The sequence below is a fragment of the Paenibacillus sp. HGH0039 genome (assembly GCF_000411255.1).
Classification (GTDB): domain Bacteria; phylum Bacillota; class Bacilli; order Paenibacillales; family NBRC-103111; genus Paenibacillus_F.
Window position 1 is genome coordinate 977912 of sequence record NZ_KE150413.1, and the last position, 21941, is coordinate 999852.

General features: G+C 53.5%; 19 protein-coding genes. 18 read left to right on the forward strand and 1 reads right to left on the reverse strand.

Translation table 11 applies throughout. The features are described from left to right. Window positions 1–2: 2 nt before the first annotated feature. From HMPREF1207_RS18720 to HMPREF1207_RS18760, 9 genes are all read left to right on the forward strand, one after another. Window positions 3–722: a class II aldolase/adducin family protein gene (locus tag HMPREF1207_RS18720; RefSeq protein WP_009677162.1), complete on the forward strand. Its 720-nt coding sequence runs from the start codon at window positions 3–5 to the stop codon at window positions 720–722. A 1-nt stretch (window position 723) separates the two neighbouring features. Then, entirely contained in the window at window positions 724–3612 is a 2889-nt protein-coding gene (locus HMPREF1207_RS18725; protein WP_009677154.1) for an AMP-binding protein, read from the forward strand. A gap of 67 nt (window positions 3613–3679) precedes the next feature. Then, the gene (locus HMPREF1207_RS18730) at window positions 3680–4924 is read left to right on the forward strand and encodes an LL-diaminopimelate aminotransferase (RefSeq protein WP_009677145.1); all 1245 of its coding nucleotides are present in this window, start codon (window positions 3680–3682) and stop codon (window positions 4922–4924) included. Window positions 4925–4991: 67 nt separating this feature from the next. Further along, complete coding sequence (locus HMPREF1207_RS18735; protein WP_009677142.1) at window positions 4992–6005, forward strand: hypothetical protein; 1014 nt, start codon at window positions 4992–4994, stop codon at window positions 6003–6005. Between the two features lie 33 nt (window positions 6006–6038). Next, entirely contained in the window at window positions 6039–7037 is a 999-nt protein-coding gene (locus tag HMPREF1207_RS18740) for a hypothetical protein (protein WP_009677163.1), read from the forward strand. Window positions 7038–7064: 27 nt separating this feature from the next. After that, complete coding sequence (locus HMPREF1207_RS18745; protein WP_009677121.1) at window positions 7065–9026, forward strand: hypothetical protein; 1962 nt, start codon at window positions 7065–7067, stop codon at window positions 9024–9026. Window positions 9027–9035: 9 nt separating this feature from the next. Next, the gene (locus HMPREF1207_RS18750) at window positions 9036–10481 is read left to right on the forward strand and encodes a CoA-acylating methylmalonate-semialdehyde dehydrogenase (RefSeq protein WP_009677131.1); all 1446 of its coding nucleotides are present in this window, start codon (window positions 9036–9038) and stop codon (window positions 10479–10481) included. A 40-nt stretch (window positions 10482–10521) separates the two neighbouring features. Next, window positions 10522–11523, forward strand: coding sequence for an MBL fold metallo-hydrolase (locus tag HMPREF1207_RS18755; protein WP_009677129.1), 1002 nt, complete (start codon window positions 10522–10524; stop codon window positions 11521–11523). A 14-nt stretch (window positions 11524–11537) separates the two neighbouring features. Beyond that, window positions 11538–12335, forward strand: a complete 798-nt coding sequence (locus HMPREF1207_RS18760; RefSeq protein WP_009677123.1) for an NUDIX hydrolase N-terminal domain-containing protein — start codon at window positions 11538–11540, stop codon at window positions 12333–12335. Window positions 12336–12484: 149 nt separating this feature from the next. Here the strand turns inward: HMPREF1207_RS18760 and bluB are convergent, their stop codons facing one another. Further along, window positions 12485–13132 carry a 5,6-dimethylbenzimidazole synthase gene (gene bluB, locus HMPREF1207_RS18765; RefSeq protein WP_009677134.1) on the reverse strand — a complete coding sequence of 216 codons (648 nt, stop codon included), beginning with the start codon at window positions 13130–13132 and terminating at the stop codon, window positions 12485–12487. Between the two features lie 378 nt (window positions 13133–13510). Between bluB and HMPREF1207_RS18770 the strand changes: the two genes are divergently transcribed. From HMPREF1207_RS18770 to HMPREF1207_RS18810, 9 genes are all read left to right on the forward strand, one after another. Continuing rightward, window positions 13511–14827, forward strand: coding sequence for an ABC transporter substrate-binding protein (locus HMPREF1207_RS18770; protein ID WP_036740487.1), 1317 nt, complete (start codon window positions 13511–13513; stop codon window positions 14825–14827). 152 nt (window positions 14828–14979) lie between these two features. Beyond that, window positions 14980–15876, forward strand: coding sequence for a carbohydrate ABC transporter permease (locus tag HMPREF1207_RS18775; RefSeq protein ID WP_009677173.1), 897 nt, complete (start codon window positions 14980–14982; stop codon window positions 15874–15876). A 21-nt stretch (window positions 15877–15897) separates the two neighbouring features. Continuing rightward, window positions 15898–16710, forward strand: a complete 813-nt coding sequence (locus HMPREF1207_RS18780) for a carbohydrate ABC transporter permease (RefSeq protein WP_009677169.1) — start codon at window positions 15898–15900, stop codon at window positions 16708–16710. 13 nt (window positions 16711–16723) lie between these two features. Next, a complete protein-coding gene (locus HMPREF1207_RS18785; protein WP_009677150.1) occupies window positions 16724–17473 on the forward strand; it encodes an MBL fold metallo-hydrolase in 750 nt (249 codons plus the stop codon). Between the two features lie 34 nt (window positions 17474–17507). Then, the gene (locus HMPREF1207_RS18790; RefSeq protein WP_009677139.1) at window positions 17508–18299 is read left to right on the forward strand and encodes an HAD-IIA family hydrolase; all 792 of its coding nucleotides are present in this window, start codon (window positions 17508–17510) and stop codon (window positions 18297–18299) included. Between the two features lie 143 nt (window positions 18300–18442). Further along, window positions 18443–19045, forward strand: coding sequence for a glycerol-3-phosphate responsive antiterminator (locus tag HMPREF1207_RS18795; RefSeq protein WP_016423882.1), 603 nt, complete (start codon window positions 18443–18445; stop codon window positions 19043–19045). Window positions 19046–19263: 218 nt separating this feature from the next. After that, the gene (locus HMPREF1207_RS18800; RefSeq protein ID WP_009677160.1) at window positions 19264–21165 is read left to right on the forward strand and encodes a lamin tail domain-containing protein; all 1902 of its coding nucleotides are present in this window, start codon (window positions 19264–19266) and stop codon (window positions 21163–21165) included. Between the two features lie 120 nt (window positions 21166–21285). Further along, window positions 21286–21468: a DUF6199 family natural product biosynthesis protein gene (locus HMPREF1207_RS18805; RefSeq protein ID WP_442950136.1), complete on the forward strand. Its 183-nt coding sequence runs from the start codon at window positions 21286–21288 to the stop codon at window positions 21466–21468. A 32-nt stretch (window positions 21469–21500) separates the two neighbouring features. Then, the gene (locus tag HMPREF1207_RS18810) at window positions 21501–21920 is read left to right on the forward strand and encodes a hypothetical protein (RefSeq protein ID WP_009677153.1); all 420 of its coding nucleotides are present in this window, start codon (window positions 21501–21503) and stop codon (window positions 21918–21920) included. Window positions 21921–21941: the final 21 nt, after the last annotated feature.

Sequence of the window (21941 nt, forward strand, 5' to 3'; positions counted from 1 at the left end):
CAGTGAGCCAGTTTATTGAAGAGATGGTCTATGCCTCTCAAATTTTGTACCTGGAGGGACATAACGACATTAACAACGGGCAAATTTCCTACCGTGATCCTGAATCGGGAAATATCTGGATCCGGAAAGGGTTCCTGGGCTGGGAAGAAACGACGCCTGACGATTTTATCCTTATCGATTCCGAAGGCAACCGTTTGAAGGGAGAGGGGCATATTCCCTCGGAATGGCCGCTTCACACAGAAACCTACAAAGCGAGGGCGGACGTGAACTGCATTATCCATTCGCATCCCCCGTATTCCATGATTTTCAGTGCCACGGATTTGGACCTTCGTCCGGTCACGCACGATGCTACGCCGATTATGAATACACAGCGGTTTACGCTGACTACAAATACGGTAACGAATCCGAATATTGCGGCACAGGTAGCCGAGTCGCTCGGTAAAAGCAACACGCTGCTGCTCAAAAACCACGGGCTGGTCGCAGCCGGCAAAACGATTCCGGAAACCGTCTGCTGGGCGGCCGTTCTGGAGAATGCTTGCAAACTTCAGCTGATCGCCGAATCGACAGGTGTTCCCTACACATGGACAGAAGGCCATGAGATCAAAATGAAAAGCAAAATCATTTTTGGCGCGACAGCGATCCGGGAATACTGGGCCTACTGGTGCAGGAAGGCAGACCGGCATTTTAATCCCCATTCCAAAAATCATTTGGTAGGAGTGTAACATGACCAATCAACTGTTAACTCAAGAGGATGTTCTGTCCATTTTCTACAATTTAAAAGGCCGGGAATACGTGGGAAGCAAATTTTCCAAATCTCCGCGTCCCGAAAGACATAAAAACTTCGAGGGACCCTATACCCGCCTGAAAACATCCGTTTTTAACAAAACCAATGAGGATATGCTGCCCAAGACAGGGTTAAGCATTCTGGAGCAGGTGCTGCTCAGCTCCTTCAGTGTCACGTCGGTTAAATTTTACGGCTACCAGTCCGAAATGCTGTGGTCGTTCCCGTCTGCCGGAGGCTGCTATCCGGTCGATGTGTATGTTATTGTCCGTTCGCTGGACGGTGTGGAGCCGGGCATTTATTATTACTCGCCTCTCAATACTTCTCTTCATAAAATCGCCTGCGCGGATTCCCTTTTTCTGCTGGATGAGGCGATCCTTCCACAGGACCAGGACGCGGATTATTACATCATGGTTTCGGCCGTTCCATGGCGCAGCTGCTGGAAATACTCCCATCGCGGCTACCGTTTCAGCTTCATCGACGCGGGCCATGTCCTGGCAAATTTCCAGACGATCTTCCATTCGCTCGGCGTAAATTTTACCACGTATACCGCATGCAAAGATCAGCATATCAAAACGCTGCTTCATCTGGACAGCCACGAGGAACCGGTCGGCATTATTGCCGTCAAGCAGCACGAAACCAAACCTCGGGCCGTACAGCAGGCCTATCGCGGGAATTATCAAAGCCGCTGCATCACTACGTTCGACAGCGGTTTGTCCGCTTTCGACTGGGAACCGATCCGGTTGTACCAGGAGAAGGTGCGCCAGTCTCTCCAGCATCAGCAGCCGTCTGAGGACTGGACGGTACGCCATCATATCCCGGCGGAATGGAACGATTACAATGAGATGCTGCGACTGATCATCGAACGCCGCTCCAGCTCCTCCTATCTGCCGGTTGAAATTCCGCGTCACGATTTCATCCGTCTGCTGGAATTTGTAAACAGCCTCGGTATGCCGATCCGCATATTCTGCGTCGTCCATGCCGTGGAGGGCATGATTCCCGGCACGTACGAATTCAACGGCAGCGAGCTGAAAATGATCAAGGCCGGCGATTTCAGAGCCCGCTCCACGCAGCTTTGCTTCGATCAGGAATTCGTACACGATTCGTCGGTCCTGTTCTTCTTTGCGATTGATAAGTCCCAGGTGAATGACAAAAACTTTTACACCTATCAGCAAAGACTGGTAGATATGGGAATTCTGGCTCAAATGATCTACCTGAAGTCGGGAGAACTGAAGCTGGGTTACTCCGCTATCGGCGGTTATTACGACGAAGAAGCGAAGGAATTGTTTAACCTCGGGGAAAACATGGACCTGCTCTACTCCGGTACGCTGGGCAAAGATGACGTCAACTCCGCCTTCAAGGTTAAAATGGACCGCTACTATCTGAACAAACCGAAAGACAGCGAAGAGGTAAAGGGTGATTCGCCGGCTCAAAACGAGCGCATCATCGACAAGCTGTATGAGGCGGTGCTGAAATACGGACCGAAAGAAGCGATCCGCTACGCGGATGAAAGCTATACGTACCACCAGTTCTGGAATCAGGTGGAGAAGACGGGCGCGTGGATCAAACAGCAGATTCCGAAGCAGTATCCCGTGGGGATTTCCATGAAGAACTGCCCGAACTATTTGTTCGCGTACTACGGCCTTCTTCTGGAAGGATATATCCCGATGCTGATCGATCACACCTTTACCCAGGATGAGGTGGACAACCTCTGCTCTTACTACAACATCGGATCGCTTCTTACACTTGACGGAGAGGGCCGGATTCAGGTCCAGCTTCGGGAAGAAAGCTTCGATTCGTTCGACGAAGACGAATTTGCGAATGTGGCGACCTGCCGCTTCTCCTCGGGTACGACAGGGCGGCCTAAATGCCTGATGTTCACTCATGATGCGGTGATTAATGCCGGAGTCAACTGGGCCAAGGCTTCGGGGATCACTTCCGCCGATAACGTGCAGGTAACCGCGCTGTTTCATAACGGACTCGCATTCAATACGTCCCTGCTTGCCGTATTCGTGTCGGGCGCCTGCCTGTTTATCGCGAAGCAGATTACACCGAAGTCGATCTGGGAAACGGTCATGAAGGAAAACATCTCGATTCTGGTCGCTTTCCCTGTCGTCTACGATTTGCTCAACAACTCCAAATATTGCAAACCGGAACACAGCCTCCGCTTGTGCTTGTCCTCTGCGGCTCCGCTGCATCATGCCGTGAAGCAGGCGTTTCTGGACAAGACCGGTATGGAAATTTGCGATTATTACGGTATCGTCGAGGCGGGTCCTTGTACGTTCAACAACGGCAGCAAAGAAGCTTCGCTCGGTACGCCGGTTCCCGGAGTCGATATCCGGATCGTGAACGAAGAGGGCTTTGCCGTTGCGGATGGTGAATCGGGCATTATTCAAGTCCGTTCCTCCTCCATGGCCAAAGGCTACTATAAAGCCTCCTTCCCGTTTGTCATATCGCCGGACGGCTATTATCAGACCACGGACAGAGGTTTTATCGAACACAACCACTTGTACATTAACGGCCGTTCTTCCGACATGATCAACGTCGCCGGCAAGAAGATGGACCCGCTTGAAGTGGAAAATGTCCTGCTGAAGCTGACCGGCGTCCAGGATGTCGCCGTTGTCGGTGTCATGAATGAGCGGAAGACGACCGAGTATCCGGTAGCCTTCGTCGTACTTGATCCGGGTGTGACGATTGACGATCTTATCGCACACTGCCAGCAGTATCTGGCTCCTTTCAAGCTGCCGCAAAAATTCGTTACGGTAGATAGCATTCCGCGCAGCGGGGTCGGCAAAATCAAGCGCAAGGAATTAGCGGATTCACTGTCATAAGCAAAACTCCCGCACCGGCGGGGAAACACCGCCGGTGCTCCATAAAACGCATAAATGAGGGATAAACATGCTCGTTTTACAAGATTACATTCAAAAGTCCTTTGCGAACCGCATCGGCGGAGACAAGTTCGGCAAAGGAAACGAGGTTTACAAATTCGAGAAAATTAAGCGCGCGAAGGCTCAAGCATTAAAGGAAAAACCGGGTATCCCCATTATCGACATGGGATTAGGGGAGCCGGACTGGATGGCAGACAAGGAGGTCGTTAACGTTCTCTCCACGGAAGCGGCCAAACGGGAGAACCGGTTCTATTCGGATAACGGGTCGTTCGAATTCAAGGAGGCGGCTGCCGCTTATATGGAGCGGATTTACGGTGTAAAGGGGCTTGATCCGACGACCGAAATCAATCACTGCATCGGCTCTAAGCCTGCCCTGGCCCAGATTCCGGCCGTTTTCATCAATCCGGGAGATATTACGCTGATGACCGTGCCGGGCTATCCGGTTATAGGCACCCACACCCAGTGGCTTGGCGGTGAAGTGGTCAAGATGCCGCTGCTGGAGGAGAACGGCTATCTGCCCGATCTCAATGCCTTGTCCGACGAGGTGAAGAAAAGAGCGAAGCTGCTCTATTTGAATTACCCGAACAATCCGACCGGCGCCGTGGCTACCCGGGCGTTTTATGAAGAAGTCGTCCGCTTCGCCAAAGAAAACGAGATTATCGTCGTCTCCGATGAAGCTTACGCGGCCTTGACGTTCGACGGCGAACCTCCACTGTCGTTCCTGTCCGTCCCAGGGGCCAAAGACGTGGGCGTTGCCATCCAGTCCTTGTCGAAGGCGTTTAACATGACAGGCTGGAGGCTAGGTTTCGTAGCCGGCAACGAGCTTGTTCTTAAGGCATTTTCTTATGCGAAAGACAATCACGATTCCGGGCAGTTTCTCGCGATTCAGAAGGCAGGGATCTACTGTCTGAATCATCCGGAAATTACGGAGGCTACCGCCGCCAAATATTCCAGACGGCACGGTCTTCTGGCCGAAGCTTTAGGCTCGGTCGGTTTTAAAGTGCGGAAGCCCAAAGCGACCTTCTATTTGTACGCGCAGGCTCCCAAGGGGATAGAAGACGGCCCCCGTTTCGACAGTGCGGAGGACTTTTCCCAGTATCTCATTACCGAAAAGCTCATCTCCACCGTGCCATGGGACGACGCGGGCGCTTACGTGCGTTTCTCCGTCACGTTCGAGGCGGAAGGCGAAGAAGAAGAAAGAGCATTGATCGACGAGCTGAAATCGAGGCTGCACGGACTCCGGTACATCTGGTAATCCCGGCGCAGAGGCAGCATGGACAGGACAGAAGGCTGCCCTCAATTTGAAGAAGGAGTGAAGGCGCGTGAAAACGGGAACTAAAGTGCTGCCTGTGGAGATACCTCCCATCCATGGACGCATGTATTACGCGTTTCCTTTGAGCATACTCGGTCCGGCCGGTTCTTATATGCCCTGGATGCTCAATAATTTTATACAGCTGCAGGCTTATTCGCTGACCAGGACCCGGGAAGAGCAAGTCGCGGAAATCCGTTTCTATAACGCGGACGAGCCCGGCTGTTTCAGTGAAGTGCTGACAATAGTGCCGGAGGCGGCGGGAAAAGAGCAGGACATTCACCGGCAGGCGGTGGAAGCCATTGACCGGGGCCAATACGTGTATGCCTATGTAGATAAATATTATGTGGCGGACAACCCTTTCCACGGAAAAAAACACGTTGTCCAGGAAGCGCTGATTTATGGATACGATCTGGAGGAGCAAACATTTCAGATTCTCGGCTTTAACAAAAGCAGACTGTTCGCTTCTTCAACCGTCCCTTTCGCCGACATTGCCAAAGGGATCGTTCACTCTCCCGTTACGGATGTTTTCCTGTTGAGGGCGAGAGAAGATTTCAATCCGGAGTTCCAACTGGACAAGGTGATCCCGCTTCTGACCCAGTACGTAGACTCGGCGGATAAGCATACCGGTCTTGCACTCCCCGAGCGCTCTCAACTGGTGTTCGGACTCGACGTATACAAAAGTGCTGCGGAGTCTTTGAGGTGCATTCTGGACAGAGAAGGTGCTGTCGTTACGAATATCGCGTACCTCCATATCCTCTGGGAGCACAAGAAAGTCATGGGAGTCCGGCTTCAATACATGCAGGAGCATGGGATAGCCGTACATTCCGGTCTGGACATCGTACAGGAAGCATACAAGCAAATGGAACAGGAATTGTTCAACTTGAGAAACAAATTGCTCAAATACGAGCTCACCCAAAGCGCGCGTCTGATCGAACAGATCATACAAAGTCTCGATACGATGGCGCTGAAAGAAAAGCAGGTTCTGGAACTTTGGCTGGAAAGACTGGCTATGATACCGGGCTGATTTTCATCTCGATTAAGAAGGGAGCGCGCTGCGTTGACGTATAACCAATCTCTCCGCCCGTTTAACGACTTCTGGATGAACTGCGTGTCGAACACGGTCTATTCCATTGCCGTCTCAAATGATTCCAGCTACCGGACGGCTGCTTATCTGAACCACTACACGTATCAGGTCGCAACGGATTCTTCATTCACTTATTTAACGATGGACCACCCGCTTAAGTATCAGAATGAGGTTTTTGATACGTTTATCCGAGAGTGGGAGCCTTACTTTTTCCGGAATCCGCAGGCAATCGGGAAAGAAATCGGCGAACTGCTGGATAGCGGTCAGCTCCCGGTCGTTCACGTGGATTTATTCCACTGGATTCCGAACTCGCTCGCCTGGAAACAGTACCACTGGTACCATTACTCCCTGATCACCGGTTACGATGCGGAGCGTTCGGTATACCGGGTTCTGGATGACGATATCAACGGCTTCCGGGATTTTGAAGTTCCTCCCGAACGTCTCCAGGAGGCTTTTCTCAGCTCGCAGACGGAGAATAATCCGGCATATCAGGAACCTCCATGTTCTCTGATCCGGCTGAAGGACCGGATTCCGCCTTACGAATTCAAGCTTTCCGATTTGAGCCGTCATGCGGAAAGGCTGATCGGAGAGCTGGACAACCTGCAGACGGAGCATTTGTGGGAGGGAACGCCGGAACCGGACAAGTTTGAAGAGAGCATGACCAACGGACTGGTCGGCGTCAATATTATCGAAAGCAGACAGGCGGGAAATCGGCTTATGCTGCGGTATTTACTGGATGCAGGGTTCATCCGGGAAGCTGATTTTCAGACGCTTGACCAGGAGCTGGAGGAATTGGCCCTGGGCTGGTTCAAAGCGAAAAATGTGTTTATCAAAGCGAAATTTTCGCTGAAAAGAAGGTTTAACCGAGATCAGCTCCTGACCCTGGCCGTGCCGCTTCTTTACCGGGAGAGAAATTTCTGGTCGGCGCTTCTCGAAAGCACCGGCGCCGCAGCACTCTCCAAGGAATCTTAGGAAGGCGGCCAAGGAGGGCACTAAGCTATGAAATATATCGGTACGGAACAAGCGGAGGCGTCCCAGCACCATGGAGGGCTCCAGCCTGTTCCCGGAGTCCGGCATTACCAGGCGATCCGGGCTTGCAGGCTTAAGCCAGATCTGGAAGGGGGACCTGGCTGGACCTTTCATAATGCGCCTATGCTGGCTTTCTGGAGACAGCGGTTTTATTTGCAGTATATTACATGTCCTGTGGAAGAGAATCATCCACCCACCCGGACGATGATTACAAGTTCGACGGACGGCAAGGAATGGACCGAACCGGTGATTGCGTTTCCTTCCTACGTGATACCGACGGGGGTATATAGCGGGCCGGACGGGGCTGACCTGCCGAGCGGCAGCCTTGCCGTCATGCATCAGCGTATGGGGTTTTACACGGCAGCCGACGGAAGACTGCTGACTCTGGGCTTCTACGGCATCAGTCCGGTTCTTTCCGTGATGCCCAATGACGGCCGCGGAATCGGCCGGGTCGTACGTGAGATATACCCGGACGGGTCCATGGGCCCCATTTATTTCATCCGGCTGAACGCTCATGCGGGATGGAATGCCGGTAACACAGGCTATCCTTCGTATACGGAATCGCGGGATGAGGGGTTTGTCGAGGCATGCCGGCTACTACTGCAAGATAGGCTGGCGACGATTCAGTGGTGGGAAGAGGATCAGAGCGAGGATGGTTTTTATCCGCTTACGGGCTACAAAGCGCTGAGCTGCTATCCCCTTCCCGGAAACAAGGTAGCCGGTATCGGCAAGAACGGCAAATATGCCCTAAGCGAAGACGATGGGGAAAGCTGGACAGAGACGGGGGAGATTGACGGTCTGGTCACAGCGGGCAGCAAGCTGTGGGGCCAGCAAACGCCGGACGGCAAATATGCGCTGCTGTACAATCCCAACCCGAACAACGCGTACCGCTGGCCGCTGGCCGCAGCCGTAAGCGAGGACGGGCTTCACTTCGACAACCTCCGGTTAATCGGAGGAGAAGTTCCCCCGCGCCGCTATACGGGCTTTTACAAATTTTACGGGATGAATTATGTCCGCGGAATATCGGCCGGAAACGGCACGCCGGAAGAGGACGCAATCTGGGTCGCTTACAGCATGAACAAGGAGGATATTTGGGTGGCCCGCATTCCGGTGCCCTTAGAGCCGGATTTTCATGAAGATGGAGATGCGGCAACTCCTCCGGCAGACACGGATACGGGTGGCTCGATCCTTGAGGGAAGAGTGTACGGCCTGCCCGGCTCTTCCATTGAAACGGCACAAGCAGCAGCCCCGATGCCGGACACCGGCGGCTCCGGTCTCGTATCCGCAGCCGAGCAGACTTGCGAAATGCCCGCTCTTTCAAGCTCCGGCCTGGAAGATTTCGACCGCTGGAGTATCTACCGGCCCAAGTGGTCGGAGATCCGATTAAGAGTAGATTCCGGCCTGATCTTGAGCAGCCGCGACCCCTATGACTACGTCAAGGTGGAGAAAACTTTCACTTTTCCCGCCGGCATTCAAACGGATGTGACAATCGGTATCCGGCCTCTTGCCATCGGTCCGGCACCTTTTACGATCGAGCTGACCGATGGCCGGGGCGAAACGGCTGGCGGACTCCATTGGAGTACGGACGGACGTATTTCGGTCCTGCAAGAAGAAAGTGACGTATTCTTACAAACCTACGAAGAGGGCACCGAGTATGAATGCGTGCTGTCCATTGATCCGGAAAATGGCCGCTTACGCATTTCTATAAACGGAATACCTGCTGGAAATCCTTTTGAGTACCGTGCAGCGAAGGTGGGAACCGTCGCGTTCAAAGTAGGCGAGAGGCCGTTCCGTGTCTCTCTGGATACACCCTTGGACGGCGGGGACCTCAGCATCCCGGACGAGCCGCTTCTTCCCTCCGCTTACTGCATCCGCTATGTGAAGCTTCAAAGTTCGCGTTATTCAAATCGTGTGCAAGCCGAAAGGAGATGACGTGCTTCTGTGACCATTTTATTAAAAAACTATATATCCGGCAGTTGGCAGGAATCTTCTTCGTCCGTGACCGAAACGGTCTATAATCCGGCGAACGACGGGGTTATCGCTCAGGTCCCGCTGTCAACCCGCAAGGATCTGGATCAGGCGGTCCAAGCGGCGAAAGCCGCCTTTCTGCCCTGGAAAAACACACCCGTCCAGAAAAGGGCGAGGATTCTTTTCAAATACCAGCAGCTTCTCGTTGAGGCCTGGGACGAGCTTGCCGCTCTGATTACGAGGGAGAACGGGAAATCCCAGCAAGATGCGTATATGGAAGTCCAGCGCGGTGTCGAATGCGTGGAATTTGCGGCGGGTATTCCGTCCCTCATGATGGGACAGATTACCCCGGACGTGGGCACCGGTGTGGAGACGACTATGCTGCGCTACCCGATTGGGGTTGTGGGGGGCATCACACCGTTTAACTTCCCCATGATGGTCCCGTGCTGGATGTTTCCTATGGCGATTGCCTGCGGCAATACGTTCATTTTGAAGCCGTCCGAACGCACGCCTCTGCTTGCGAACCGGCTTGCCGAGTTGTTCACGGAAGCGGGCCTTCCCGATGGCGTGTTCAATATCGTACACGGAGCGCGCGAAGTGGTGAACGGCATTCTGGAGCATCCCGAGATCAAAGCCGTATCCTTCGTCGGCTCGCAGCCGGTTGCGGAATATGTGTACAAAACGGCGGCACAGCACGGAAAAAGAGTACAGGCGCTGGCCGGAGCCAAAAACCATTCCATTGTTATGCCGGATGCGGATGAGGAGCTTGCGGTCAAAAGCATTATCGAGTCGGCTTTCGGATCTGCAGGCGAACGTTGCATGGCTTGTTCCGTTGTCGTTCTGGTCGGTGGAGATCGCGACGGCTTAAAACAGAAACTGCTTGCCGCGGCGGATCGGTTGCAAATCGGTAACGGCGAAGATAAGGAGACGGAGCTGGGCCCCCTTATCCGCCAAAGCCACAAAGACAGGACCCTGGATTATCTGAGCTCCGGCGAACAGGAAGGCGCCGTTCTGCTGCGGGACGGCAGAAAAGACGGGGCCGCATCCGGAGCGGGATATTTCCTCGGCCCGACCGTATTCGGCGAAGTGACGCCGGCGATGAAGATTTGGCAGGATGAGATTTTTGCGCCGGTATTGTCCATCATGCAGGCGGACAGCTTAGAAGAGGCGATTGCGATAGCCAACCGCTCTTCTTTTGCCAACGGCGCCTGCATATACACCGGACAGCTCGGAGCCGTCCGCCAGTTCCGCGAGGAAATAGACGCCGGAATGCTGGGAGTGAATATCGGCGTACCGGCTCCGACGGCGCTTTTCCCTTTCTCCGGGTACAAAAATTCTTTTTACGGCGATCTGCATGTAAACGGTAAAGACGGACTTGAATTTTATACGCGCAAAAAGGTTATGACCGTGAAAGCCTGAGGCTAAACCGATGCGGGACACATGGAAAGGAGCGTGACGAATGGAGCTGCTCAAACAGGAAACCGAGGACATTGTCAGTGTGAAACTGCCTGTCGGCAGTGTCCTGCAGTGGCTGAACGCCTACCTGATCCGTGGGGAAGACGGATACACGCTGCTCGATGCTGGAATGCCCGATGAAGAAACGTTCGGCTTGTGGCAGCAGGCCTGGAGACATCTGGGGATTTCTCCGCGGGATATCCGCTCCATTATTATCACTCATCATCATGTGGATCATTACGGGCTGGCCGCCAGGCTCCAGGATGTGACGGGGGCTTCGGTGCGGATGACGGAAGCCTGCTTCCTTCAGGCCTCGCGGATTTGGTCGGCGGATTCCGTCTACGATGAAGAGGTACTGGAGCTTTTTACCCGGCACGGAGCCCCCGGGCATCTGCTTGAAGTTACGGCGCCTGAACTGAAGCATTACGTGAAGTCTATGACTGCCCACCCGGATACGGAGTTTATAAGGGCAGGCGATAAACTTGCGCTCGGTAAGTCGATCTTCGAAGCCGAGCTGGTGTCCGGTCACGCGGAAGGACATCTCTGTCTCTACGACAAACAAGAGCAGCTCGTTTTTTGCGGGGATCATGTGATTCCGAAAATGCTGCCGAACCTTAATTTCACGCTCGGATTTGACGAGAATCCGCTCAGCTCCTATTTCAGTTCGCTGAAGGAACATGCCGAACTGCCTGTCCGGAAGGCTTATCCGGGGCATATGATTCCTTTCCGTAAGTACAACGCCCGAGCGGCCGACATTGCGGCCCAGTACCGGCAGCGCATCGACGACATACTGGCCCGGATGGACAAGCCGATGACCGCCTTTGAATTGTGCTGTCTCGTGTTCTTTGTGCCGGTAAATGCGGAACAGCTCCGTTTTAAGCTGTTTGAAATGCTGGCCAGCCTGAATTATTTGCAGAGCCTGAACTTGATTGAAACAGCGGAAGCGGGAGCGGACGGGCGGCTTTATTACAGACGTGCACCCGCACATGCAAATCGGAACCCATGAAAGGATGAGAACCTTTGGAAGCAAACAAAATAGTGGACTGGGCGCATCTGATCGGCGTAATAGCCGAAGCGGGCCTTACTTATGCCTCGGACAGCAACGATCTGAAAAGATACGGGGTTATTAAGGAAGCGGCGCAAGATATGCTTTCTCATTACAGAGAGCCGCATGAGGATCTCCCTCGCAGAGTTCCGAACGGAGAAAACAAAATTTATTTAACGTTTGACGACGGCCCCGATCCGGTTTATACTCCGCAGATCCTGGATCTTTTAAAGAAATACGGCATCACCTGTACGTTCTTTTTAATGGGGGAAAGGGTGCGGGAGCACCCGCACATCGTCAAGCGGATACTGGATGAAGGGCATGCGATCGGCAATCATACCTACACCCATCCTTACATGGTCCTTCTTAATGAGAAAGAGTTGAACGAGGAGCTGTCCCGGACGGATGAAGCCATGCGGGATGCCGTCGGTTTTGCGCCCGTTCTTTTCCGCCCTCCGTACGGCCTGTTGAATCAAGGGGACATCGATCTGGTCCGGGCCCGGGGGTATGAAATTATGATGTGGTCGGAGGAATTCGAAATGTTCGACTGGTCTTTCCCCGGCGTTGACAACATGGTGCGCCTCATTGAGGAAAAGACAGAGGCCGGTAGTATTATTCTGCTCCATGACGGAGGAGGAAACCGGGAAGAAACCGTCCGCACGGTGGAGAAAGTCGTTCCTCTACTGCTCGAGCGAGGCTTTCACTTTGCCTCAGACTACCTGGAGCAGAGCCGGAATGAACATGGGCACGAAGCGGCAGGAACGGCCCGGTAAATCGGACGTAGAGGATCGGGAAGAAGCTTTTGCAGGTGAAGGTGAATCACATGTGCAGCCGTGCCTGCCCGACGAACTCGCACCGCTGCAACCGCGGGCCGCGACGCCGCAAAAAACAAGGGAGCATTCCAATCGGAATACTCCCTTGTTCAGTTTCCGCGCTGCCCCCACGTTTCGCGGTAAATCAGGCCATCCAGCGCCCGGCGTTTCTCCCAGTTTGCCGTTTCGAGAATCGGCTGGGCGGGATAGTGGTCCGTGTAGCCGATGGAGATTAGAGCGAGCGGATCGATATGCGGCGGAATCGCCAGAATATCGCGGATATCGTTCTTCTTGTAGAAGCTGACCCAGCCGGCTGCCAGACCTTCCGCGCAGGCTGCGAGCCACAGGTTCTGGATAGCACACGCGACGGACATCATATCCGTTTCCGGGATAGAGTTGCGTCCCAGAACGTGGGAACCTCCGCGCGTCGGGTCGCAGGTGATGCACACCGTCAGCGGCGCCTGCTTCAGACCTTCGATTTTCAGATTCAGAAATTGATCCTGGCGCTCCCCTTCGTAATGAATAGCCAGCGCCCTTCTTTCTTTGTCGGCCGCCCAGGCGAGCCGTTCCTTGATTTCATCCGACGTCACCAGGATAAAGTTCCAGGGCTGCATAAACCCTACGGAAGGGGCATGATGGGCGGCTTCCAACAGCTTGATAACGGTTTCATCGGAAATAGGATCGCTGCGAAAAGTACGGACGTCCCGCCGGGTATACATAATTTTATAAAGCGCTTCTCTTTCTTCACTGCTGAACATGTCTGTTCACCTCCATCTCCATTATATGCTTTTTTATATCGGATTGGTTTGGTTAAAAAAGAGAAGAGAAGTAAATCTCCTTCCTATTATGAATTTTTTTTGACAAAAATCTCTTGCCAATGGAACCGCTTCCGTGTAAGATGGAGACAACTATCATACCTGATCCAACGACGGCTAGAGATAATGAGAAGCCTTCATGCATACTCCTTTTCGGAGGTGTTTTTATGCTGGAGGCTTCTTTTTCTTATGCCTATTTATAGAAAGGAGAGATCGCGTCCGGGATACCGCAAAGAAATGAATGCGTTTTCAAAAAAGGTGAAAGTTCACTCAAACCGGCACAGACTTACACATTTTAACGAATTTCAGGGGGGAACGTTCTTGAAAAAACTAATGGTCCTTATGATCGCGCTAGCCATGCTTCTTTCAGCTTGCGGAGGAGGAGGCGGAAGTACGGCGTCTACAGACAATAAAGGTTCCGTCGGAGACAGCGGCAAACCCGTCGAGCTTCAATTTTACTTCCCGGTTGCGGTAGGCGGACCGATTACGAAAATCATCGATGGGCTTGCCCAAGATTTTGAGAAGGAAAACAAGGACATCAAGATCAAGCCGGTTTACGGCGGCAGTTACCAGGATACGATGACGAAGGTCGCTACGGCGGTTCAGGGCAACAACTCCCCGGATATGGCGGTTCTGCTGTCCACGGATCTGTACACGCTGCTTTCGATGAAAGCCATTGAGGATCTCACTCCGCGGTTCTCGAAAGACTATTTCGGCAACTTCTATGAAGCGTTCCTTGGCAACACGAAGTCCGGCGACACCGTTTGGAGCGTTCCGTTCCAGCGCAGTACGATCGTGCTTTACTACAACAAGGATATGTTCAAAGAAGCGGGGCTGGACCCGGAAAAAGCGCCGAAAAACTGGACGGAGCTCCGGGAGGCAGCGGCTAAGCTGACGAAAAAGGACGCATCCGGCAAAGTGTCGCAGTGGGGGATCGAAATCCCGAGCACCGGCTATCAATACTGGATGCTGCAAGCGCTCTCATTGCAGTCCGGCGACAACATTATGTCGAACGACGGCAAACAGGTATTTTTCAACAAGCCGCACGTGGAAGAAGCCCTTCAATTCTATATGGACCTGGGGCAGAAGGATAACGTGATGCCTAACGGAGCGATCGAGTGGGCGACCGTGCCTTCCGATTTTATCAGCGGCAAAACGGCCATGATGTTCCATACGACGGGCAACCTGACGAAAGTCAAAACCGATGCGAAATTCAACTTCGGCGTCGCTTTCCTGCCGGCCAACAAACAGTTCGGTTCTCCAACCGGAGGCGGCAACCTGTACGTGTTCAAAAACATCCCGGAGGAGCGCAAAAAAGCGGCCGTCAAATTCATCGAATTCCTGACGAAGCCGGAGCGCGTGGCTCAGTGGTCGATCGACACCGGATATGTCGGCACGACGAAAGCCGCTTACGAAACCGATCAGCTGAAAAAGTACATCGAATCGTTCCCGCAGGCCAAAGTGGCCAGAGATCAGCTGGAGTACGCGAACAGTGAGCTTTCCACGTACCAGAACGGCCAGATAACCAAGCTGTTTAACGACAATATTCAGGCGGCGCTGCTCGGCAAGATGACGGCGAAAGAAGCTTTGCAGAAATCGCAAGAAGCGGCCGACGGCATTCTTAAGAATTTTAAATAACTTTAACTAACTTAAAACATGTTCGGCTAGAGACGATGAGAAGCCGCAGTTGCGTTACGGGATCCTTCTTTCTCTGCGGGATCGCCTAATGCGACCTGCGGCTTCCTGTCGTTTTCGACCAACCTCTCCATGTGAAGAAACGGGTGATTTGATTGGCTCAACGAACCGCAACCATCAAGAGCAAATTCAACTGGAAAGAGAATGCGTTCGCTTACGCGCTCCTTCTGCCTTCTCTGATTTTCCTGGCCTTGTTCACGTTTTACCCGACGCTCAAGTCGATCTATCTCAGCTTCTACAGCTCCAACTTCGAAAGCAGCACGTTTGTCGGGCTCGATCAATATAAATCCGTCCTGCAGGATGAAGTGTTCCGCAAAGTCATTAAGAACAACATTCTTCTGGCGGTCGGCACGGTTCCGACGAGTATTTTTCTCGCCATCTACATGGCCATCTGGGTGAATAACAAGCTGAAGGGCAACGGGCTGCTCCGTGCCGCCTTTTTCTATCCGACCATCATTCCGATGATTGCCATCGCCAACGTCTGGCTGTTCATTTATACGCCGGATTACGGGCTTTTGGACAAATTTCTCGGTGTATTCGGCATCGAGAGCCCCAACTGGCTCGGCAGTCCTGAGTGGGTCATGTACGCCATGATGTTTATGGTCATCTGGAAGGAAGCCGGGTATTTCATGATTTTTTACCTGGCGGGGCTGCAAAGTCTGCCTAAGGAAGTGTACGAAGCCGCCAAGATGGAAGGCGCGAGCCCTTTTCAGGTGTTCCGCAAAATTACGTTTCCGCTGCTGATGCCTACCACGACGTTCGTTTTTATCATCGCGGTGACGAATTCCTTCAAACTGGTGGACCATCTGTACATTATGACCAAGGGCGGTCCGGACAACGGGAGCAACCTGCTGCTTTATCACATTTACGAAACGGCGTTCAGCTTCTGGGACATGGGCAAAGCTTCCGTGCTGACGGTCATCCTGCTCGTCATTCTGCTTGCCGTATCCATTTTCAACTACGCTTACCTCGATAAAAAAATCCATTACTAGGAGAAAGGAGAGGCACCCTTTATGCATCAAGTCATCAACCGGACGATTGTTATTCTGCTTGCCATCGCCTTCCTGATCCCTCTGGTATGGACGGTGTTCACTTCCTTCACGCCTTCGGAAGAAATCATTACAAGGGCCAATCCGTTTGCGATTGAAAATCCGACCTTTATAAACTACATCAACGCGTGGAAAACGATTCCGTTCCTCCAGTATTACTGGAATACGATCGTCATTGTCGTCGGCATCCTGGCCGTTCAGCTCTTTACGGTCACGCTGGCCGCCTATGCGTTTGCCCGGTTGAATTTTGTCGGCTCGGGTATTCTGTTCATCATCTTCCTGACGCAGATCATGATTCCGCCGGACATTCTGATCTACCCGAACTACACGATCATGAAAGAGCTGAACCTTGTCGACACGAAGCTGGCGATCATGCTGCCGTATTGGGCCTCCTCGTTCGGGGTGTTCCAGCTGCGCCAGACGTTCAAGCAGATTCCGCTCGATCTGGACGAAGCGGCACGCATGGACGGCTGCAAATGGTGGCAGACGCTCTGGTATGTGTACCTGCCCGCCGCCAAACCGACTTACATTGCGTTCGGCCTCATTTCCGTGAGCACCCACTGGAGCAATTTCATGTGGCCGCTCGTCGTTACGAACTCCGTCGAATCCCGTCCGCTTACCGTAGGGATCGCGATTTTCGCCCAGTCGTTTGAAACCGGCGCCCAATGGGGGACGGTAACGGCGGCGACGTTGATGGTTATCCTGCCTCTGCTCATCGGGTTCTTCGTGTTCCAGAGACAATTCGTCGACAGCTTTATGCACTCCGGTATCAAGTAGGGGGCGCGCAGACATGGAATTGATTTTAATGGGAACGGCGTGTGCCTCTTCGGGCAGGGACAGAGACAATACGTATCTGCTTGTGCGCGATACGTCCGGAAGCACGCTTATAGACATCGGAGGCAACCCGCTCGGGAAGCTGAAAACACTCGGACTTTCGACGCACGAAGTCAAGCGGGTGGTGTTTACACATGTTCATATCGACCATATTTACGGTCTGCCCTCCCTGCTGTGGGGGATGTGGATCGACGGCCGGGAAGACCCGCTGGAAATTTACTGTGACGAGTCGGAGAAAGAATGGCTGCAAAACTGGCTGGAACTGATGAAATTGACGAAATGGCCCATCGCTTTCGAGATTTCGGTCCAATCGTTCCAGTGGGAGAAGCCTGCGCTTCTATGGAAAGAAGGCGAAACGGCTCTGTCGGTTTTTCCGAGCAGGCACGGCGTTGCGGCCGTCGGCATCCAGGTGGAATGCGGCGGGACGGTATTCGTTTATTCGACGGATACGATGCCGAACCCGCTCATTCGGGACATGGACCGGATCGACCTGCTTGTCCATGAATCGACGACGGCGGAGAGAAGTCTGGCGATGCACAGCACTTTGCGGGACATTGCCGGCTACTACGACTGGAGCAAAATCGGCCGGGGCATACTCGTGCACCTGACGGACGACGAGCCTTACGAAGATTTGCTGAAGGAAATACCGGAGCCGGTTTCTTCCAAAATTTCTTTGGGCCGGGAACTGGAAAGAATCCCTCTGTAAGAAAAAGCAAAACCGAGAGAAAGGGAGTGAAGAGATGGATCATTATGCGGGGTACATATTTGATTTGGACGGAACGATTTACTTGGGCGATCATGCGATCGAAGGAGCGGTGGAAACGATCCATCATCTGCAGTCCAAAGGAAAGAAACTTTTGTTCTTGACGAACAAGACGATCGAATCCCGTGAAAATTACGTTAAAAAGCTCGACAAATTCGGCGTGAAGATCGGCATGGAACAGATGCTGAATCCCGCGCTCGTCACGATCCGTTATTTGCAGAATCACTATCCGGGCGAAAAGGTATACGTCATCGGAGAGCCGATTCTAAAGGAAGAATTTCTGGAAAACGGCATCCGGTTCGCGGACACGCCGGAGGAAACCGGTGTCGTCGTCATTTCCTGGGACCGCGATTTCCATTACAACCATCTGGATTTCGCCTACCAGGCGATCAAGCATGGAGCCGAGGCAATCGCGACCCATCCCGACAGAACGTGCCCGATGCCGGGCGGAGACGTTCCCGACTGCGGAGGAATGATCGGCGCTATCGAAGGTACAACCGGCAAAAAGGTCACCCGGATTATGGGCAAGCCTTCCGTAATGACGGCGCTGGCCGCACTCGATATTTTGCAAGTGGAAGCCAAAGACTGCCTGATGACCGGGGACCGTCTGGAGACGGACATCCGGATGGGAGCCGAGGCGGGAATGAGCACCGCGCTTGTCCTCACGGGCATTACGAGCGAAGCGGATATCGCGTCGGCCGAGTTTAAACCGACCTATGTGGTGCCTTCCGTTCATGCCATTGTGAAACAGGGCTGTTCTTCCCAGTAACCTGCCGCTACGAGGCGCAAGATACAGCTTAGAGGCAGCCAGCGAAATGCAGCATGGTTACCTGCATAAAGGGACTGAAGGTGCTGAACGTTTGATTGGACCGGAGACCTGGAGAATGTTTAATCAACGATGAGGTGATGAGGATGAAAGAGACGACAGAACGTGCACAGCGAGTGGCTTATTGTCTGAAAAAGAAACCCGTGATTACAAGCTTGATGAATGCGGAGGAGCTGCCGGGCATTTTGCAGACCTCCTCCAATATCGTCTTTATATTGAAATCGGATATTTTTATGATCGAAGGCATCGTGGAAAAAATCCGCGAAGCCGGGAAGCTGTCCTTTGTCCATTTCGATCTGATTGAAGGAATCGGCAAAGACAAAGCGGGAGTCGCCTATATGGCGGAGAAAATCGGCATCGACGGGATCGTCACGACGAAGAACAACATTATTGCCGAAGGTAAAAAATATGGCCTGATTACCGTACAGCGGTTGTTCGTTTTTGACTCGGTATCGCTGGATAACGGCATCAAAATGACAAAAAGCTCCCAGCCTGACGCGATCGAAGTCCTTCCGGGAATGGTCTGCTCGCGGATTATGAAGCGGATCCGGGCCGAAGTGGATGTGCCGGTCATTGCAGGCGGCCTGATGACCGATCTGGAAGACTTTAACGCCGCTCTCGGCAGCGGGGTCATCGGAATCTCGACGTCCAGCAAGGAATTGTGGCGCTGGCAGGATGAAAACCGCTAGAGCCGCCTTAACAATTTCTTCATTAGATGTGCGGCGCCGGATGCGTTAGGATAGTCAAGGGATTTTATAGATGCTTTTGTATCGTTTCCGCGTAAAGGTTACGGCGCGCGGCTCCTTTGGGAAATAACGGTTGAATACTTGTGGATGGCTTTGATAACAAGATCCGCTTTTATTCGGCCGTTTTTCATATAAAATTGATTCACCCGGGAGGATGTAGAATGCGCAAAAGTTTACGGAAAAAGATGGCCGGCGCCTTAACTCTGGCACTGGCAGCGGCTCCGCTACTGCTGGTCTCGCCGCCTAAAGCCGTTCAGGCTGCGGCGGTGCCGAAGCTGCTCATTACGGAATTGGTGCCGGACACGACCAATTTCGCGAGCTACGACGCTTTCGAGTACATCGAGGTGTACAACAACAGCGCCGTACAGGTCGACCTGCAGGGCTACCGGTTCAAAGCGGGCAGCTGGAACGCTCAAATCGCCCAGTCCTACAAACTGGGACCTTGGGAAACCGGCGTGGTCTGGACCCGGAGAGCCGAAATCGCTCCGCTTGGCAAAGAGGCGTTCAACAGCTATTATTCCCTTTCCTACGCAAGCAAGTACGTACCGGACAGCAAGCTTCACATCATTGAAAATGTCGGCGGCCTGACGAACAGCGGAACGCAGACCGTTACGATTCTGGACCCGGCGGGCGCGGAAGCGGTCAAGGCTACGTATACGGCCGATGATGTGGCCGAAGGCAAGACGATCACCTACCGCTATCCGGCAGCGGGCGGTACGGCGATGCAGAAAATCGCCGGACTGCAGGCGCCAACGCCCGGCAGACTCCTTGCCGGACAAGCGCCGGCTCGTCCGAAGCAGGACAATCAGGCGCCCCAGGCTCCGGCAGGGGTTACCGCTATTGCGGGCGGAGGCAGCGCGAAGCTGGCGTGGTCGGCGAACCCGGAAGCAGATGTGTTCCAGTACAACATCTACCAGAACGGGACACTGCTCTATACGGTTCCCGCTTCCCAGCACGAGTTCACGGCTTACTCCCTGATCGGAAACAAACCGTATACGTTCCAGATCAGCGCTGTGGATCTGTCCGAGAACGAGTCGGCCAAAACGTCCGTTACCGTTACACCTTCCCATCAACTGATCACGCAGGAAGAAAGAGCCGTCAATCCGAAGGACAGCAAATACCAGAGCCTGTGGAACATCAGCTCCGACGGCCCGGTCGTTCCGGGACTGAAACAGGATCTCGTTCCCCAGGGAATGGCGTATTACCAGGCGAACAACTGGCTGCTCACCGTGGCGTACCTGGAAGACGGCCGTCCCGCGACTCTCACCGTCACGGACGCCTCGACGAACCAGTACGTCAAATCCATCGTGCTGTATAACAGCGACGGCACCCCGTATACCGGGCATGCCGGAGGCGTGGCGGTCAGCCGAGATCATGTGTGGATCGCCTCCGAAGGAGCGCTGCATCAGCTTCGGCTGAGCGATGTGACCGGCGCCCAGAACAATGGCGAAGTCTCCTTCATCGGCTCCGTGCCGGTGCCGGTGGACGCGGCGTTCAATACGTTCGCCGACGGCGTTCTTTGGGTAGGCGAGTTCTACGAAGCGAAGAGCTACCCGACCGACCCGAGCCACAAGCTCGTCAACCGCGACGGCGTGCAGCATTACGCCTGGACCGCGGGATATCGGCTCGATCCGGTCACGGATACGATCCGTTCGGACAAGTGGAACGGCAGCGCCGACACCCCGGCCGTGCCGGACTATCTCTTGTCCATCACGGAGAAAATCCAGGGCATCGCGTTTATGCAGAATTCCATCGTGCTTAGCCAGTCCTACGGACGCGGCAACGACAGCACGCTGTACCGCTACAACAACCCGCTGCAGGGACCGGCCCACGCCACGGGAACCGTGGGCGGGACAAGCGTGCCCGTCTGGTTCCTCGACGGGCAGTCCGCCAAGGCCACGAACAGCAAGCTGACCGCTGTTCCGATGACCGAAGGCATCGTGCCGGTAGGCGGCGACCTGTTCGTCCTGTTCGAGTCCGGCGCGAACAAATACCGGTACACGACGACGTACATCATGGACCGCGTTCTCAAAATCAACTGGAACCAGTGGGACCAGATGTAAATCGCCGGGCCGTCCGCTTCTCGGGAAGCGGGCGGTTTTTTATTTTGCGGGAAAAGGCGGAAGGATGTAAGATATAGGAAGGAAGCAAGGGGAGAGGGTGAGAAGGCTATTTTCATCTATATCGTGCTGATTGCGGTCGGTCTCTTGATGCTGCTCGCGCCGGGGGCCGTATGGACCGTTAAGGAAAGCTGGAAATCCAACGACGGAACGGAACCGTCGGATCTCTACATTTTATCGACGAGGATGGGCGGAGGTATTTTCCTGCTTATCGGAATAGCCGGAATCGTGGTAAGTTGGTTGTGAGCGATGAATACGTTTGAACGAGGGAAGAGACCATGATAAAAAAGTGGAATAGCACGTTTTTCGGCACGCTCGGGTTGACTCTGCTTTTGAGCTTTCTTCACGGAGCGGGTGGAGAGCTGCTTTTTCTAAGCGCTTATAAATACCCTGCGATAGTGGAAAATTCAGGTCTCGCCCTAGCCGCCCTGAGCATTTTGTACGCGCTCCCGGTTTACGCGTGTTTTAGGACGAAATATTGGGCCGCGTTGGCTTTTCTCCTTGTGCTGAGCCCGCTCGGCTCTTTGTTGTTTATTTTCATCGGTGGCCTGTTTTTTCCGGTCGCGGAAGGTGACTTAGGAGCCGGAATACTTGGGTTCATTACGACAGGGATCAATCTTGTGAGCGTTGTGCTCGGCACACTCCTCGGAGGCTTGACCAACCTGATGCTGCACAGCAGGCGTATGCTGAATTCTTAATTTTTTTCTGTATAAAAAAAG